The 14859-nt window shown below is 28.5% G+C and carries 18 protein-coding genes and 1 tRNA gene; 13 read left to right on the top strand and 6 right to left on the bottom strand.

Going from position 1 to position 14859, the window contains the following annotated elements:
* Positions 1 to 60 precede the first annotated feature (60 nt).
* From R3342_RS04355 to R3342_RS04295, 13 genes are all read left to right on the top strand, one after another.
* On the top strand, positions 61 to 231 hold the full coding sequence (locus tag R3342_RS04355) for a hypothetical protein (RefSeq protein WP_318938454.1): 171 nt from the start codon (positions 61 to 63) through the stop codon (positions 229 to 231).
* A 130-nt stretch (positions 232 to 361) separates the two neighbouring features.
* Positions 362 to 658, top strand: a complete 297-nt coding sequence (locus tag R3342_RS04350) for a TM2 domain-containing protein (protein ID WP_318938453.1) — start codon at positions 362 to 364, stop codon at positions 656 to 658.
* A gap of 235 nt (positions 659 to 893) precedes the next feature.
* A complete protein-coding gene (locus tag R3342_RS04345) occupies positions 894 to 1307 on the top strand; it encodes a hypothetical protein (RefSeq protein ID WP_318938452.1) in 414 nt (137 codons plus the stop codon).
* A gap of 105 nt (positions 1308 to 1412) precedes the next feature.
* On the top strand, positions 1413 to 1619 hold the full coding sequence (locus R3342_RS04340) for a hypothetical protein (protein ID WP_318938451.1): 207 nt from the start codon (positions 1413 to 1415) through the stop codon (positions 1617 to 1619).
* A 139-nt stretch (positions 1620 to 1758) separates the two neighbouring features.
* A complete protein-coding gene (locus tag R3342_RS04335; protein WP_318938450.1) occupies positions 1759 to 2310 on the top strand; it encodes a hypothetical protein in 552 nt (183 codons plus the stop codon).
* Positions 2311 to 2322: 12 nt separating this feature from the next.
* Positions 2323 to 2682, top strand: a complete 360-nt coding sequence (locus R3342_RS04330; RefSeq protein WP_318938449.1) for a hypothetical protein — start codon at positions 2323 to 2325, stop codon at positions 2680 to 2682.
* A 118-nt stretch (positions 2683 to 2800) separates the two neighbouring features.
* Positions 2801 to 3196, top strand: coding sequence for a hypothetical protein (locus R3342_RS04325; RefSeq protein ID WP_318938448.1), 396 nt, complete (start codon positions 2801 to 2803; stop codon positions 3194 to 3196).
* Position 3197: 1 nt separating this feature from the next.
* The gene (locus R3342_RS04320) at positions 3198 to 4457 is read left to right on the top strand and encodes an ABC transporter permease (RefSeq protein ID WP_318938447.1); all 1260 of its coding nucleotides are present in this window, start codon (positions 3198 to 3200) and stop codon (positions 4455 to 4457) included.
* Between the two features lie 10 nt (positions 4458 to 4467).
* Positions 4468 to 5376, top strand: a complete 909-nt coding sequence (locus R3342_RS04315; protein WP_318938446.1) for a hypothetical protein — start codon at positions 4468 to 4470, stop codon at positions 5374 to 5376.
* Between the two features lie 9 nt (positions 5377 to 5385).
* The gene (locus R3342_RS04310) at positions 5386 to 5868 is read left to right on the top strand and encodes a thermonuclease family protein (protein WP_318938445.1); all 483 of its coding nucleotides are present in this window, start codon (positions 5386 to 5388) and stop codon (positions 5866 to 5868) included.
* A 10-nt stretch (positions 5869 to 5878) separates the two neighbouring features.
* The gene (locus R3342_RS04305) at positions 5879 to 6094 is read left to right on the top strand and encodes a hypothetical protein (protein WP_318938444.1); all 216 of its coding nucleotides are present in this window, start codon (positions 5879 to 5881) and stop codon (positions 6092 to 6094) included.
* A gap of 877 nt (positions 6095 to 6971) precedes the next feature.
* A complete protein-coding gene (locus R3342_RS04300; RefSeq protein ID WP_318938443.1) occupies positions 6972 to 7673 on the top strand; it encodes a DUF3800 domain-containing protein in 702 nt (233 codons plus the stop codon).
* Positions 7663 to 8118: a hypothetical protein gene (locus R3342_RS04295; RefSeq protein ID WP_318938442.1), complete on the top strand. Its 456-nt coding sequence runs from the start codon at positions 7663 to 7665 to the stop codon at positions 8116 to 8118. The genes R3342_RS04300 and R3342_RS04295 overlap by 11 nt, the downstream gene beginning before the upstream one ends.
* A 409-nt stretch (positions 8119 to 8527) precedes the next feature.
* On the opposite strand, the gene R3342_RS04290 is transcribed toward R3342_RS04295, so the two are convergent.
* From R3342_RS04290 to R3342_RS04265, 6 genes are all read right to left on the bottom strand, one after another.
* Positions 8528 to 8601, bottom strand: a tRNA-Asp gene (locus R3342_RS04290).
* A gap of 64 nt (positions 8602 to 8665) precedes the next feature.
* On the bottom strand, positions 8666 to 9589 hold the full coding sequence (locus tag R3342_RS04285; protein WP_318938441.1) for a DUF58 domain-containing protein: 924 nt from the start codon (positions 9587 to 9589) through the stop codon (positions 8666 to 8668).
* A 93-nt stretch (positions 9590 to 9682) separates the two neighbouring features.
* Positions 9683 to 10000, bottom strand: coding sequence for a thioredoxin (gene trxA / locus R3342_RS04280; RefSeq protein WP_318938440.1), 318 nt, complete (start codon positions 9998 to 10000; stop codon positions 9683 to 9685).
* A gap of 120 nt (positions 10001 to 10120) precedes the next feature.
* On the bottom strand, positions 10121 to 11074 hold the full coding sequence (gene metF / locus R3342_RS04275; RefSeq protein ID WP_318938439.1) for a methylenetetrahydrofolate reductase [NAD(P)H]: 954 nt from the start codon (positions 11072 to 11074) through the stop codon (positions 10121 to 10123).
* Positions 11075 to 11097: 23 nt separating this feature from the next.
* The gene (metH, locus tag R3342_RS04270; RefSeq protein WP_318938438.1) at positions 11098 to 13782 is read right to left on the bottom strand and encodes a methionine synthase; all 2685 of its coding nucleotides are present in this window, start codon (positions 13780 to 13782) and stop codon (positions 11098 to 11100) included.
* Positions 13783 to 13794: 12 nt separating this feature from the next.
* Positions 13795 to 14796: a homocysteine S-methyltransferase family protein gene (locus tag R3342_RS04265; protein ID WP_318938437.1), complete on the bottom strand. Its 1002-nt coding sequence runs from the start codon at positions 14794 to 14796 to the stop codon at positions 13795 to 13797.
* Between the last annotated feature and the right edge of the window lie 63 nt (positions 14797 to 14859).

The raw sequence follows: 14859 nt of genomic DNA, 5'->3' as shown, positions 1-14859 counted from the left end.
GTAAGTTTTTTTGCTTTTAGAGAGGTATTTTTGAAATATTAAACTTTAAATTTTAAACTTATGTCAAAAAAACCAATAGGAACAACTGCTACTACTGGACAATCATGTCCTGAATCAGGAGTTTGGAAAGTAATTAGCACGCCTACAACTACTGCTCCAATTGCAGAAGGAAATAGAATGCCTCCTTATCGGGGCAAGGCTGTAACTTGGAAATTAATTCAATATGCTTAGTTTGGGGATTTGCTAAATAATGAAAAAGGAACAAAAATGATTAGACCTTACGGAAATCCGTAAGGTTTTATTTTATAGATAATTTAAATTTGAAATTAATAGAATTTACATTCACTTAATAATAATAGTTATGAATAAACATCAACTTCAATCACAAATTAAATCCACAGGAACAGCGTATTTGTTTTTCCTATTCATATTTGGTTCTCATTATGCATACCTTGGAAAATGGGGAACACAATTTTTATTCTGGTTAACTGCTGGTGGGCTTGGTATTTGGGCATTAATTGATCTTTTTACAATTTCAGGAAAAGTAGAGCGTCACAATGCAGAGATATTTCAACAAATTGATAAAATTGAAAAACGAGAAAGAGAAGACGACCAAGCAAGACAATTAGCATTTATTACTGCCGCTAAAGGGAATTAAATTAGAGACATCAATTATTTAAAATAAAATCAAAAAGATTAAAATTGAATCCTAATATTAAAAAAATATATTTATTTCTCATCAAAGTTTTAAAAGTAAATATCAGATAAATTATATAAAAATATAGGCTGATAAATAGTTTAGAATAAATTTAGTTACAACAACTCTATTTTTTAATAATTAGGGAGTAATAAAATTGTTAAATAAAAAATTTAAGAACTTAAAATTTAAAAAAATGAAAAAAATAATTATCTTTTTAGTTGTATCTATAATGACTAATGTTGCGAGTTCACAAAGCTTAAATTCAAATGCTAGTTATATTAAAAATAATTATGAAACTGAATATGAGAATATAATAAAAAAACATGCATTAAACGAGTGGAAAGATGATTTTTCCATGGTTGTTTATGAAATTAATAAACAAGCTGATGCATTAATAGAATTAATTGGAGCTTTTAAAAGTGAAAATACAAATATTGCATATAAAGCGATTCAAGAATGGAGTTTTGATGGTTATCAAAGTTTTAATATTAATATTTTCAAAGAAATGAAATCCTTTGGATTAAAAGATTTAGTTAAAATGCAATGTGATTGGACAATGGTAAAATATGAGTATCTTAAACAGGCAAAAGCTAAAAATGCTTTTTAAAACTACACAATTAACTTCTAATGACTTTAAACCTTACGGGTACCCGTAAGGTTTTGTTTTTTATTGAGGTTAAATTTGAATAATATCAATTTAAAACTCAAAATTATGCCAAAATATTATGTAAATGATAATTCTCAAACGAATGGAGATCATGAAGTTCACCAAGAAGGATGTTCTTGGATGCCAAAACAAGAAAATAGAACTTATTTAGGATATCATAGCACTTGTAAATCTGCTGTTCAAAAAGCAAAAGAGCATTACTCACAAGTTAACGGTTGTTATCACTGCTCAAAAGAATGTCATACCAGCTAATTGTATTAAAATAGTAATTAGGAAATTTGCTATACTGTTAAACGAAAAAGAAATGTTAATACTGAACCTTACGGAAATCCGTAAGGTTTTGTTTTTTAATGAGTTTAAATTTGGATTGACAAACTTTAAAAAATAAAAGATGAAAATTAAAATATTACTTATCAGCATTCTATTTATTTCTATTACTTCTTGTGCTCAAGGAACCAAAAAAGAAATAAAAAAAGACGTGACTAAAATGGAAGCCTTTACTTCAAAAAAAGGAGTAATTATTAAATATATTGATTTTTCACTTCCTGATTTACCCCTTACCTATGGAGTTGCAAAAACCAAAATCAGAAAGTTAATTAGCGGTAATGAAGTTCAACTTTTTTATCAAATTTCAAAAAAAAGTAAATATGGTACTAAAACTGCATCAATAGCATATGAAGATTTACAAGAAATCCTTAAATCCCTAAAAACGTTAGAAGCTGAGGCAATTAATGATAAAGCAATTAATCCTGATTATTTAGAAAATAAATTTATTACTGATGATGGATTAAGCCTAGGATATTATGTTAGTGATAAAAAAATTGGCTGGTACCTAGTATTAGAGAAATATGGTTCTGATAACACTATATTCATAAAGGATCCTTTAATACTTAAAACTGCATTTAATACAGCAAAGAAAAAAATTGAAGAACTCAAAAAATAAAGACTATTTACTATGAAAAAAACAATATTATCATTCGGTATTATGCTTTTCACATTAAATCTATTTGCTCAATCTTTTATTAGCCCAATAGGTTTTATTCCAAATGAAGTAAACAAACAAAAGGTAATTTCATATATAAAAAAGCAAGTAAAAGATGATTATTCTGCTATTGGAATGGATGACCCATCAACATTAAGAATGATGGAACAAGAAAATTTAAAGGCTTTTAAAGAATTAACCAAAGCCTCTAATACATCCCTTTTGAAAGATGTTATCAAAACCTATTGCAATATTGGAATGTGCAATTACTCTACAATTTTAATGATGTATAATGAACAGAACAAGGCAAGTAAAAAAACTTTAAAATGGTGATTTTTCATTGGTCAAAACAAAACCCTAATAGAAAGAGTAATGGCTATTAAGAACTTTTGTCTTACTAATAATTTATATAACAACTATATCAAGTAATTTAAATTTAATGAATAATATTATGATTTCAGCAGAATTAAAAGCTCACTTCTTAAGACTTTATCAAATGGCATTTTCAGATGATAATTTTGATGTTCTAGAACTACAAATGTTATACTCCTTTGCACAACAAAGGGGTGTTAGTGAAGATCAACTAAATCATATATTACTACACCCTACAAATGATGTTTCAATACCAAAAACTTTAGAAAAAAGGATAGAATATCTATATGACCTGGCACTAATGATTTGGGCCGATGGAAAAGAAACTGAAGATGAACGAAATACTTTAAAAAAATATTGTAGACGATTTGAATTTTTAAATGAAAATATAGATGAGTTGGCTTCTTATTTGCTAACGAGAGCAAAAGAAGGTGTGAAAAAAGAGGATATAATTAATGATATAAAAACTTTGTAATATGGGAACTCTTAAAAATTTATTCGCGTTTAATAAACAAAAAAATGAAGAAAATATTTATGAAAATAATGAAGAGCATAAAGAACAAATTAGAATTACATATTACCAAAGTGGTTTTGCTGCTTCCCAAAAAGCTACAGGAAAACCAATAGTTTTAAAAGCTTGTTTAGAGAATGTTTATAACAGTTTTGAAAATCAATGTAAAAATCAAGAAGTAGAACAAAGAAGGCTAAAACAGCCTTTTCAAGAAGAAAAAGAAAGACAAAACACCGAATTAAAAAAAATTGAAACTTTAAAAGGTATTCAAGAAGGAAAAGTCAAGAATTATAGAGATAAAATTGAAATAGCAAAAAGTGATATTGTTAAAGTCAGGCAAAATCCCGAAGATTTCGGGATAGATGTAGATAAAAACCCTAAAGCTCTTCTATATATAGGTCTTGCATTATTAGTACCAATTACCATATATCTGTTTGTCTTTTATATCTCTGCCTCCTATTCTGCCTTTTTTAAAATATTCACTGATGATAGTCTAACTGCTGCAATATTTGATGCAAATGCTTTAACAGACTCTTTTAAAGCTAGTTGGTTAGAAGGTATATTAGTGATAACAATACCATTTGTGTTTTTAGGATTGGGATATTTAATTCATATGATGCAAAAAAGCAAATCAATTATTAGTATCATAAAATTAATTGGATTGTTCATGATTACATTTTCTTTCGATGGATTGTTGGCTTTTATCATTGAAAAAAAGATTTATGATTTTAATAGAACACCTACTACACCCGATTTTAATTTTAGAATTGCAATTAAAGAGCCTGAATTTTGGATGATTATTTTTGCTGGATTTGTAGTGTATTTAATTTGGGGTTTAGTTTTTGATTTTATAATGAAAGAATATGATAATCTGGATAAAATCAATGCTTTTATAAGGTCTAAAAAGGAAGAAATAAAAAATATATTTACTCAAAAGAATAAAGCGTTAAAAAATATAGATGAATTAAAGAAAAATATTACTGAAATTAAAGGGAATATTTCTCAATTACAAGCTAAAATAAATGGGTTTATATTTCCTATTAAAGAATATCTACTTTATCATTCTCAATATAAAGAAGGTTGGTTCCAGGCCATAGGGACTGAAATTGCGTTGCCTGCAAAACAAAAAGATGAGTTATTATCTGAATGTGAAGATGTTTGCCAAACCCACTTATCCAGTTTGAATTTAAAAGATTTTAAAAATCAAAACGTAATATTTTCTTAAAATACTTAAAATGAATAGTCTAGCAATAAAAACAGTTTGTCTTGCATCACTTTTAGTATTAGGGTGCAAAGGCAATGATGTAAAAGAACTAAAAAAGGAAGAAACACCAATCCAAAAAAAGAAAATCACTGTTTCAAACAATTGGAACATCAGTTTCCTTCTTGATTTATCTGATAGAATTGACCCAATAAAACATCCAAATGAAAGTATGGATTATTATAAAAGAGATATAGGCTATATAAATAGTGTTGCACAGGTTTTCAGTTCACATCTAGGGACAAAAAAAAATAGACGTATGAATGATAAAATTCAACTCTTTTTCGATCCCGAACCCTTAAATCAAGAAATTAATTCCATTTCTAAAAAATTGAAATATAAAGTAACTAAAGATAATATTTCCTTAGATTTATTAGATGAGATTAAAAATGCTTATTCTAATTTACCTGAAGAAATTTATAATTTAGCTATTAAAGATGGTAATTATATTGGATCTGATACTTGGCGTTTTTTTAAGAATAAAATCAAAGATTATTGTGTTGAAGATGGTTATCGAAACATTTTAATCATTTTATCTGACGGTTATATTTATCATGAAGCTACTAAATTTCATGAAGGAAATTTAAGCTCTTATATAACACCTGAAACAATTAAATTGAATAAATTAAATAATTCTAATTGGAAATCTAAAATGGAAAATGATAATTTTGGTTTTATACCTTTAAACCAAGATTTATCTAATTTAGAAATTTTAGTTTTAGGAATAAACCCAAATAAAAATAATCCTTATGAAGAAGATATTATCAAAACATATTGGAAGTCTTGGTTTGATAAAATGGGAGTTAAAAAATATAAAATAAAAAATGCCGATTTACCTTCAAATATGGAAAAAGTAATTCGTGATTTTGTATTAGATAATTAAAATTAACATATGATAAAGAATTTTGTTTTTCTATTTTTATTAATTCCTAATTACTTCCCTTCAGGACTTGAAGTTTTAAAATACCCTGAAGACTTTACAGCAAAAGTTATAGGAGTTAAGGATGGAGATACAATCGAAGTTCTTTTTAATAAAGTCCCAATTGTAATTAGGCTCGAACATATTGACTGCCCCGAAAGAAAACAACCTTTTGGAAAAAAAGCAAAACAATTTGTATCAGATTATATTTTTGGTAAAACAGTAAATGTTATCTCTAATGGGAAAAAAGACAGGTGGGGAAGGCTTATTGCTGTTATTAAATTTGAAGGCAAAAACATAAATAAAGAATTAGTAAAAAATGGATTAGCAATGCATTTCAAAAAATATTCAAAAGACAACTCATACAACCTTCTAGAGCAAAAAGCAAAAAGTGATAAAATTGGAATTTGGTCTCAACAAAATGTAATTGCTCCTTGGATATTTAGAAAAGGTTAAGACAAAAATCATGAAAAAAGCACTACTTATAACATCTATCTTTTTTTTAACGGCCTCCTTTATTTCAAAAGACACTTATGTATATATCTGTAAAGGAGGAAATAGCAAAAGATATCATTTAGTTAAAAATTGCAGAGGATTAAAAAGATGCTCTCATAAAATAGAAAAAATAACATTAATAAAAGCAAAAAAAGTTGGAAGAACCCTTTGTAAATGGGAAGATTAAAAATAGTATTGTCGTTTAGAATGTTGCAACAAATCTTAAACATCTTAAATTAAAGTATAGCCTATACAAACCCTATATAAATAAAGGAGTTAATATATTTCATAAAACGTTCTAATAACTTGTTGCAACGTTTCCAAATATCGTTGCAACAACAATATTTAATCAGTAAGAAAAACTAAAGTAGTCAGTTTTAAACTTAAACTGATAGAAAACTAATCTTCAACAATAAAAAAGTTAGTGCAGCTACTGATCTAAAATTATGATGTCCTTTTTAAATTAAATCACTTGATATACCTTGTAAACAATAGCAAAAACTACATTTTTAATAATACATTAATGAGGTTTTTGCAGCTTGAGAAACTAAGATGCCTTTTTATGTCCTAGATTTTTGGGATATCTAATTGCAACTTGTGTGTATATAATTTAATAAAGTATTTATCATGAACAAAAATCTATTATACGTTCTAATATTCTTTTTGATTTTAGTAGTTTTATTTTGGTTAATGCCTAATAGGAAAATAAATGTTATAGACAATTTTTTTGAAAAGATTTTAACAATTTCTTATACTATTTTTGGAGCTAATGGAATAAAGACTGTTATGAATAATTATAAAAAGTAATGATTTCGGAATTTAAAATATGAACAAGCTAAATGTTAAATTTTTAGAAATTTAGTGTACCAAATTACAAATCCCTTAATCGTGGCTTATATTTGTATTATATAATATATTAATATGTTGAAAATTATAAAAATAATGATGCTCGGTTTTGGTTATTAAATTCAAAATTTGGTAAAATTTTATTAACTCTTATGATAATTTTAATTTTCATATCAGTTTTGTTAAAGATTTTCGAAATAATAAATTGATTTTAGACTATGAAATTTGAAGTATATTGTGATGAAAGTAGTCCTGAAGTATTAGCTGACCGTCAAGCTAATAAATATCTTATTTTAGGAAGTATTTGGATGCCCTCTGGATTTAGAAATAAATTTAAAGAGAAAATTAAAAGTATAAAAGAAGAATTTGGTTATCGAAACGAGATTAAATGGAATAAGGTGTCACCTTCTTCAATAGATTTTTACAAGGAATTAATTGGGTATTTCTTTACTTCAGATGATATTCGATTTAGAGGAATAATCGTTGAAGCTGAAAAAATTGATTTAATAAAATTTCATAATGATGATAGCGAATTAAGCTTTTATAAATTCTATTATCAATTATTACATCATTGGATATTTAGCTTTAATGATTATTCAATTTTTTTAGATCATAAAGTAAATAAGGATTTAACAAGAGTTAATAAATTAAAAGATGTTCTTTCAAAAGCAAATTTATTTTCCAATATTGAAAACGTTCAAGCTTTACCCTCTCATGAATCTTTGGGTATTCAATTTGCTGATTTATTTACTGGAGCTCTTAATGGGAAAATGAATAAAAAAATAACTAGTGCATCTAAACTAGAATTAATTCAAGAAATTGAAGATTATTTAGGACACCCCATACAACCAACTTATAAGTCGGAAAATCATTTTAATGTTTTTAAAATTAACTTAGAGGGAGGTTGGTATGGCTTATAAAAAATTAAAACCTCAAAATTATTCTAAAGAAAATATTGAATCTGCTATGAGAGAGATATGGAAAAATGAATATTGTATTAAGGAAAATCCAATAATGACATTTGATAATATACAAGTTAGTTTCTATGAAGATATGTTTGATCATTGCTTTTATGAGAGTGCAAATAATAAAATGAGAGATAAATCTATCCTCTCATTAAATAGATTAGAGAAAATGCTATGGATTAAAGATACTTTACAGGATGAAACTGCCATTTTAAAACTTGGATGGCATCGAGATAAAAAAGTTTATTTAAATAATAGGAGAGTTAATTTTGTTAAAGGCAACTATGTTGTTGTAATAAGTGTAAACAAACAAAAAACTAAAGCAAGGTTTATTACTGCGTATGAAATTTTAGAAGCAGAAAATATCGAAAAAATTAACAACAGTCCTGACTGGGAATAATAAGGACATAAAAAAAACGCTGATTACTGGTACAGCGTTTGAAACCTTTTTAAATTCCAGACCTTAGGTAAAGAACAATGCAAATGTACAAATTAATTTTCAAATTAATTGATAAAATGTTAATTGTTTGCAAATCATTTAATTACAAAGATCGTTCCACAATCAAAATAATCTTCTAAATTTTACATTTAAATAAAAAATAAAGGACATTTTAATAATACTTTCATTAGATAAACTAAATATCCATGTGAAAAACAGTATAAGTTATAAACAAAGAGAACTCAATCATAATTTTTTAAGTATAATTTTCAAAATACTAATTAAAAAAAATTAAACGACACAAATACCGTCACAAAAAACAGCATTAAAATTAAAAAGCCTGATAATCAGATGATTATCAGGCTTTTTGCGGTCTGGACGGGACTCGAACCCGCGACCCCCTGCGTGACAGGCAGGTATTCTAACCAGCTGAACTACCAAACCGTTGCTGTTAGCGGATGCAAATATAACTGCGTTTTTTTTAATAGCAAAACTTTTATTGAAAATATTACAAAATTCTGTTTCGCTTTATTAAATAAGAAGTTAAAAGTTGGTTAAACCCTTTACGGATATCAATTGGAACATAATCAATTTTATATTGTATACATTTCAATTTCAAATCGTTAAAATAATTTTCCACTTGTAACTGATATTTTTCTTGAACATTTTTTGCATATATTTTTACTATCTCCCCTGTTTCAACATCCACAAATTTTTTAGGAGAATTATCAAAATTAAACTCTAATTCTAACTCACTATCAAATGTGTGAAACAAAATAACTTCATGTTTGTTATATTTTAAATGGCGTAATGCATCAAAAAGTTCTTCCTGATTTTTATTTGTTTGAAACATATCTGTAAATAAAAAAACCAATGATCGCTTATGTATTTTCTCAGAAATTTCATGCAGCATTTGATAAGTTTCTGTACTAGAATTTGAAGTGCTTTTCAAAAGTTCATCTAATTGGACAAACAATTTCCTTCGATGACTTTCGCTTCCTTTTGCTGGCGCATAATATTCGCTTTTATAACTATAAACACTTAAACCAACTGCATCTCTTTGTCTTTTTAACAATTCAATTAAAGCTGCAGAAGCAATAGTTGCAAATTTTATTTTTGAAAGATTAGAAATTAGTTCGCCTTTTGTTTTTGGATAATACATAGAAGCTGAATTATCAATAATTAAGTGACAACGCAAATTGGTTTCTTCTTCATATTTTTTAACAAATAATTTTTTTGTTTTTGCATACAATTTCCAATCAATATGACGTGTGCTTTCGCCTGTATTATACAATCGATGTTCTGCAAACTCAACAGAAAACCCATGAAAAGGACTTTTATGCATTCCTGTAATAAATCCTTCTACTATTTGTTTTGCTAGTAATTCAATACTTTTTAACTCTGCTATGTTTATTTCTTTTAAATCCGCCATTCAAAAAAATAGTTTAGGTAAATATAGTACTTTAAATAAAAAAGCCTGACCGAAATTGGTCAGGCTTTAAAAATTGTAAATAAATCTTATTTTTTATAAATGAGCATTTATTTTTTGTTCGTATGTTGCTTTTGGAGCTACACCAACTTGTTTTTCAACTACTTCTCCATTTTTAAACACTAATACTGTCGGAATATTTCTAACTCCGTATTGAGCTGCATATTTTTGATTTGCATCTACATCTACTTTTGCAATTACTGCTTTACCTTCATAATTGTTATGTAATTCCTCTAAAATTGGAGCTACCATTCTACAAGGTCCACACCAAGCTGCCCAAAAATCTACCATCACTGGTTTATCTGATTTTAAAACTATTTCTTCAAATGTTGCATCTGTTACTTCTACTGCCATAATCTATATTTTTAAATTATAAGTTTCTGATTATTAATTGCACAAAAATAAACAATTATTTTACCATAACAACATTAGTAATATTACTTTTATTTATAATGCAATTATTAAAAATGATTTTTAAAAAACTGTGGATGCTATTGCTTTAATATTATCGGACTTACCCATAGAATAAAAATGAACCACAGGAACACCTCTGGAAATTAATTCTTTAGATTGCTGAATAGCCCATTCAATACCTATTTGACGAACTTGTTGGTTATTATTACACTTTTCAACTTCAACTACTAAACTTTCAGGTAAATCAATTTTAAAAACTTGTGGAAGTATTTGTAAATGCCGCTTAATTGCAATGGGTTTTATACCTGGAATTATTGGAACTGTAATTCCAATAGCTCGTGCCTTTTCCACAAAATTAAAATACTTAGCATTATCAAAAAACATTTGTGTTACTACATAATCTGCTCCAGCATCTACTTTTTCTTTTAACCTTCGCAAATCTGCTTCTAAACTTGGAGATTCCATATGCTTTTCTGGGTATCCAGCAACTCCAATACAAAAATCTGCTTTGTATGGCGAATCGATAATTTCATGTAAATATTTTCCCTGATTTAAATTATGAATTTGAGTAACTAATTCTGAAGCAAACGCATGTCCATTTTTAGTTGGTGAAAAATATTTTTCATGTTTCATAGCATCACCACGCAATGCCATAACATTATCTAATCCTAAATAATGACAATCTACCAATAAATATTCTGTTTCTTCTTTGGTAAAACCTCCGCACAACACATGTGGGATTGCATCTACATTATATTTATGTTTTATAGAAGCACAAATACCAACGGTTCCAGGTCGCATTCTGGTAATTTTCCTATCTAACAAGCCTTGCTTTTCTATATAAACATATTCTTCCCTTGAAGTAGTAACATCGATAAAAGGAGGATCAAATTCTATTAAAGGGTCAATACTGTTGTACAACTCCTGAATATTTTGTCCCTTTTGTGGTGGAATAATTTCAAAAGAAAAAAGAGTTTTACCCTTTGCTTGCTTAATATGTTCGGTTACTTTCATTTTAATTTTATTAATCTTTTCTATTATTCTGCCAAATTAGGTCGCAACCAATTTTTAGCAGTTTCTACGGACCTGTTTTTTTGCTTTGCAAAATCTATAACTTGATCTTCTTTAATTTTACCAACGCCAAAATATCGTGCATTTTTATTTGCAAAATAGTATCCTGAAACCGAAGCGGCTGGCCACATTGCTAAACTATCGGTAAGTTTAACTCCAATTTTCTCTTCTACCTCTAGTAATTCCCAAATGGTTGTTTTCTCCGTATGATCTGGACAAGCGGGATAACCAGGAGCTGGACGAATACCTTTATATTTTTCTTTGATTAATTCATCATTCGATAAATTTTCAGTAGAATTATATCCCCAAAAATCTTTTCGTACTTTTTGGTGTAAATATTCAGCAAAGGCTTCCGCTAATCGATCTGCCAAAGCTTTGATCATAATGGCATTATAGTCGTCATGATTTTTTTCAAAATCTTTTGCCAATTCATCAGTTCCAAAACCTGCAGTTACACAAAAAGTTCCTATATAATCTTTTATGTTGGTGGTTTTTGGAGCAATAAAATCGGCCAATGCAATATGTGGAGCGCCTTCTCTCTTTTTTAATTGCTGACGTAACGTTCTAAATGTTGTTTGAATCTGATTTCTGTCTTCATTTGTATAAACTTCAATAGTATCTTCCTCTGAATTTGCAGGGAAAATTCCAAAAACCGCTTTTGCTTTCAACAACTTTTCAGAAATTATTTTTTGAAGCATTTTTTGAGCATCTTCAAATAAATTAGTTGCAGTTTTCCCAACAATAGTATCTGTTAAAATAGCAGGATATTTACCGTGTAATTCCCAAGTTCTAAAAAATGGACTCCAATCAATATACGGCAGTAATTCTTTTAAATCCATGGATTCTATAACTTGAATTCCTAAATATTTTGGAGTAGCAATATTTTGGGTTTCCCAATCTATTTTAAATTTATTTTTTCGAGCTTCTGAAAGTGAAACGTATTCTTTATTTTTAGAACGATTTGCAAATCCTTCACGAACTTTTACATAATCTTCTTTAATTGTTTTTATATAATCTTTAGCCGTATCATTATCATTTATTAAATTTCCTGCAACCGTTACAGCTCTTGATGCGTCGTGAACATGCACTACAGCATTGGAATATTGTGTGTCAATTTTAACTGCAGTATGCGCTTTTGAAGTAGTTGCGCCGCCAATCAACAACGGAATTTTAAAATTTAAACGCTCCATTTCTTTAGCTAAATGAGTCATTTCATCTAACGAAGGTGTTATCAAGCCACTTAAGCCAATAATATCCACTTTTTCTTTAATTGCAGTTTCTAAAATTTTTTCAGGAGAAACCATTACTCCTAAATCAATAATTTCATAATTATTACAACCTAACACAACACCTACAATATTTTTACCAATATCGTGTACATCTCCTTTTACGGTTGCTAATAAAATTTTACCATTGGTTTGGGCTACACCATCTTTACTTGCTTCTATAAAAGGCAATAAATATGCGACAGCTTTTTTCATAACACGTGCCGATTTAACCACTTGTGGTAAAAACATTTTACCAGAACCAAATAAATCACCCACCACATTCATTCCTATCATTAAATTTCCTTCAATAACTTCAATTGGGTTTTCAACAGCATTTCGTGCTTCTTCAATATCTTCTATAATAAATTCATCAATCCCTTTTACTAAAGCATGCGTAATTCTATCCTGCAAATTGGTTTGCCTCCAAGCTAAATCCACTTTATGTTCTTTGGAAGAGCTAACGACGGTTTCAGCAAAAGTTAATAAACGTTCTGTAGCATCTTCCCTTCTATTTAAAATAACATCTTCAACACGTTCTAATAAATCTTTCGGAATTTCATCGTAAACTTCTAACATTGTAGGATTTACAATCCCAATATTCATTCCTGCTTGTATAGCGTGATATAAAAACACCGCATGCATTGCTTCACGAACTGTATTATTTCCACGAAATGAAAATGACACATTACTTACTCCTCCACTTACACTAATATTAGGTAAGTTTTGTTTTACCCAACGCGTAGCTTCTATAAAATCAATGGCATTTTTTTTGTGTTCTTCCATTCCGGTTGCAACTGGAAAAATATTTAAATCGAGAATAATATCTTCTGAAGGAAAATGAACTTTTTTTACCAAAATATCATACGAACGTTTTGCAATTTGAATCCTTCTTTCTAAATTATCAGCTTGCCCTATTTCATCAAAAGCCATAACCACAACTGCCGCGCCGTACATTTTTATTAAAGTAGCATGATGAATAAAAGCTTCTTCTCCTTCTTTTAAGCTTATAGAATTTACCACACATTTACCTTGAACCACTTGCAAACCAGCTTCTATTATTTCCCATTTAGAACTATCAATCATAATAGGAACGCGTGCAATATCAGGTTCTGCAGCAATTAAATTTAAAAAACGAACCATGGCTACTTTACCATCAATCAATCCGTCATCCATATTAATATCAATAATTTGCGCTCCTCCTTCTACTTGTTGACGTGCAATTGCCAAAGCTGCCTCAAATTTTCTTTCTTTAATTAAACGCAAAAACTTTCGTGAACCTGCAACATTGGTACGTTCTCCAACATTTATAAAATTACTTTCTGGAGTAATTATTAGTGGTTCTAAACCTGATAATTTCAAATATTTTTTTGGTTTTTCTTTCATCAATTTTTCAAATTAATTAGTAGAAATTATATTTCTAGGTTTATATTCTTTTACCAAATCAGCTATTGCTTTAATATGCGCTGGAGTTGTACCACAACAACCACCAATTATATTTATAATATTTTTATCTAAATACGTCTTAATTTGAGAAGCCATTTGCTCCGGTGTTTCATCATATTCTCCAAAATGATTTGGTAAACCTGCATTTGGATGTGCTGAAATTGGCAGGTCTGATTTATATGCCAATACTTCTAAATGTGGTGTTAATTGTTTTGCTCCTAATGCACAATTAAATCCGATTGACAAAAGTGGAATATGCTCCACTGAAATTAAAAAAGCTTCTGCTGTTTGACCAGATAAAGTTCTACCACTAGCATCGGTTATTGTGCCACTTACCATAATTGGAACGTCAATTTTTCGTTCGGTTTTAACTTCTTCAATTGCAAATAAAGCTGCTTTTGCATTTAAAGTGTCGAAAATAGTTTCTACTAACAATAAATCAACACCGCCATCTAATAATGCTTCAACTTGTTGCTTGTATGCTTTTCGTAAAATATCAAAAGTAACTGCTCTAAAACCCGGATCATTAACATTTGGAGACATACTAGCCGTTTTGTTGGTTGGACCAATAGATCCTGCAACAAAACGTGGTTTGTTAGGATTTTTTGCAGTAAATTCATCGGCAACTTCTTTGGCGATTTTTGCCGATTGGAAATTGATTTCGTATACATAATCTTCCATTTCATAATCGGCCATTGCAATAGTTGTGCTTGAAAATGTATTGGTTTCAATAATATCGGCACCAGCTTCTAAATATTTTCTATGAATTTCTTTAATTGCCTTTGGTTGTGTTATAGACAACATATCATTATTTCCTTTTACAGAAATAGGAAAGTCTTTAAATTGTTCACCTCTATAGTCTTCTTCCGTAAAATGATATTGCTGAATCATAGTTCCCATTGCCCCATCGAGAACCAAAATTCGTTTTTTTATTTCTTCTTGTATTGTATTCATACTTGGTTATTTTAGTAGTCCAAAAATTTTGCGTTAGGGATTATAGCGACATCATTTTTTGAA

Source organism: Lutibacter sp. (assembly GCF_033723435.1).
Classification (GTDB): domain Bacteria; phylum Bacteroidota; class Bacteroidia; order Flavobacteriales; family Flavobacteriaceae; genus Lutibacter.
Note: the sequence above shows the minus strand (reverse complement) of the source record. Positions and strands in the feature narration are given on the sequence as shown.

Excerpts from the sequence above, each read along its gene's own strand:
- R3342_RS04355 (WP_318938454.1), top strand. The coding sequence starts at position 61 with ATGTCAAAAAAACCAATAGGAACAACTGCTACTACTGGACAATCATGT.
- R3342_RS04350 (WP_318938453.1), top strand. The coding sequence starts at position 362 with ATGAATAAACATCAACTTCAATCACAAATTAAATCCACAGGAACAGCG.
- R3342_RS04345 (WP_318938452.1), top strand. The coding sequence starts at position 894 with ATGAAAAAAATAATTATCTTTTTAGTTGTATCTATAATGACTAATGTT.
- R3342_RS04340 (WP_318938451.1), top strand. The coding sequence starts at position 1,413 with ATGCCAAAATATTATGTAAATGATAATTCTCAAACGAATGGAGATCAT.
- R3342_RS04335 (WP_318938450.1), top strand. The coding sequence starts at position 1,759 with ATGAAAATTAAAATATTACTTATCAGCATTCTATTTATTTCTATTACT.
- R3342_RS04330 (WP_318938449.1), top strand. The coding sequence starts at position 2,323 with ATGAAAAAAACAATATTATCATTCGGTATTATGCTTTTCACATTAAAT.
- R3342_RS04325 (WP_318938448.1), top strand. The coding sequence starts at position 2,801 with ATGATTTCAGCAGAATTAAAAGCTCACTTCTTAAGACTTTATCAAATG.
- R3342_RS04320 (WP_318938447.1), top strand. The coding sequence starts at position 3,198 with ATGGGAACTCTTAAAAATTTATTCGCGTTTAATAAACAAAAAAATGAA.
- R3342_RS04315 (WP_318938446.1), top strand. The coding sequence starts at position 4,468 with ATGAATAGTCTAGCAATAAAAACAGTTTGTCTTGCATCACTTTTAGTA.
- R3342_RS04310 (WP_318938445.1), top strand. The coding sequence starts at position 5,386 with ATGATAAAGAATTTTGTTTTTCTATTTTTATTAATTCCTAATTACTTC.
- R3342_RS04305 (WP_318938444.1), top strand. The coding sequence starts at position 5,879 with ATGAAAAAAGCACTACTTATAACATCTATCTTTTTTTTAACGGCCTCC.
- R3342_RS04300 (WP_318938443.1), top strand. The coding sequence starts at position 6,972 with ATGAAATTTGAAGTATATTGTGATGAAAGTAGTCCTGAAGTATTAGCT.
- R3342_RS04295 (WP_318938442.1), top strand. The coding sequence starts at position 7,663 with ATGGCTTATAAAAAATTAAAACCTCAAAATTATTCTAAAGAAAATATT.
- R3342_RS04285 (WP_318938441.1), bottom strand. The coding sequence starts at position 9,589 with ATGGCGGATTTAAAAGAAATAAACATAGCAGAGTTAAAAAGTATTGAA.
- trxA (WP_318938440.1), bottom strand. The coding sequence starts at position 10,000 with ATGGCAGTAGAAGTAACAGATGCAACATTTGAAGAAATAGTTTTAAAA.
- metF (WP_318938439.1), bottom strand. The coding sequence starts at position 11,074 with ATGAAAGTAACCGAACATATTAAGCAAGCAAAGGGTAAAACTCTTTTT.
- metH (WP_318938438.1), bottom strand. The coding sequence starts at position 13,782 with ATGAAAGAAAAACCAAAAAAATATTTGAAATTATCAGGTTTAGAACCA.
- R3342_RS04265 (WP_318938437.1), bottom strand. The coding sequence starts at position 14,796 with ATGAATACAATACAAGAAGAAATAAAAAAACGAATTTTGGTTCTCGAT.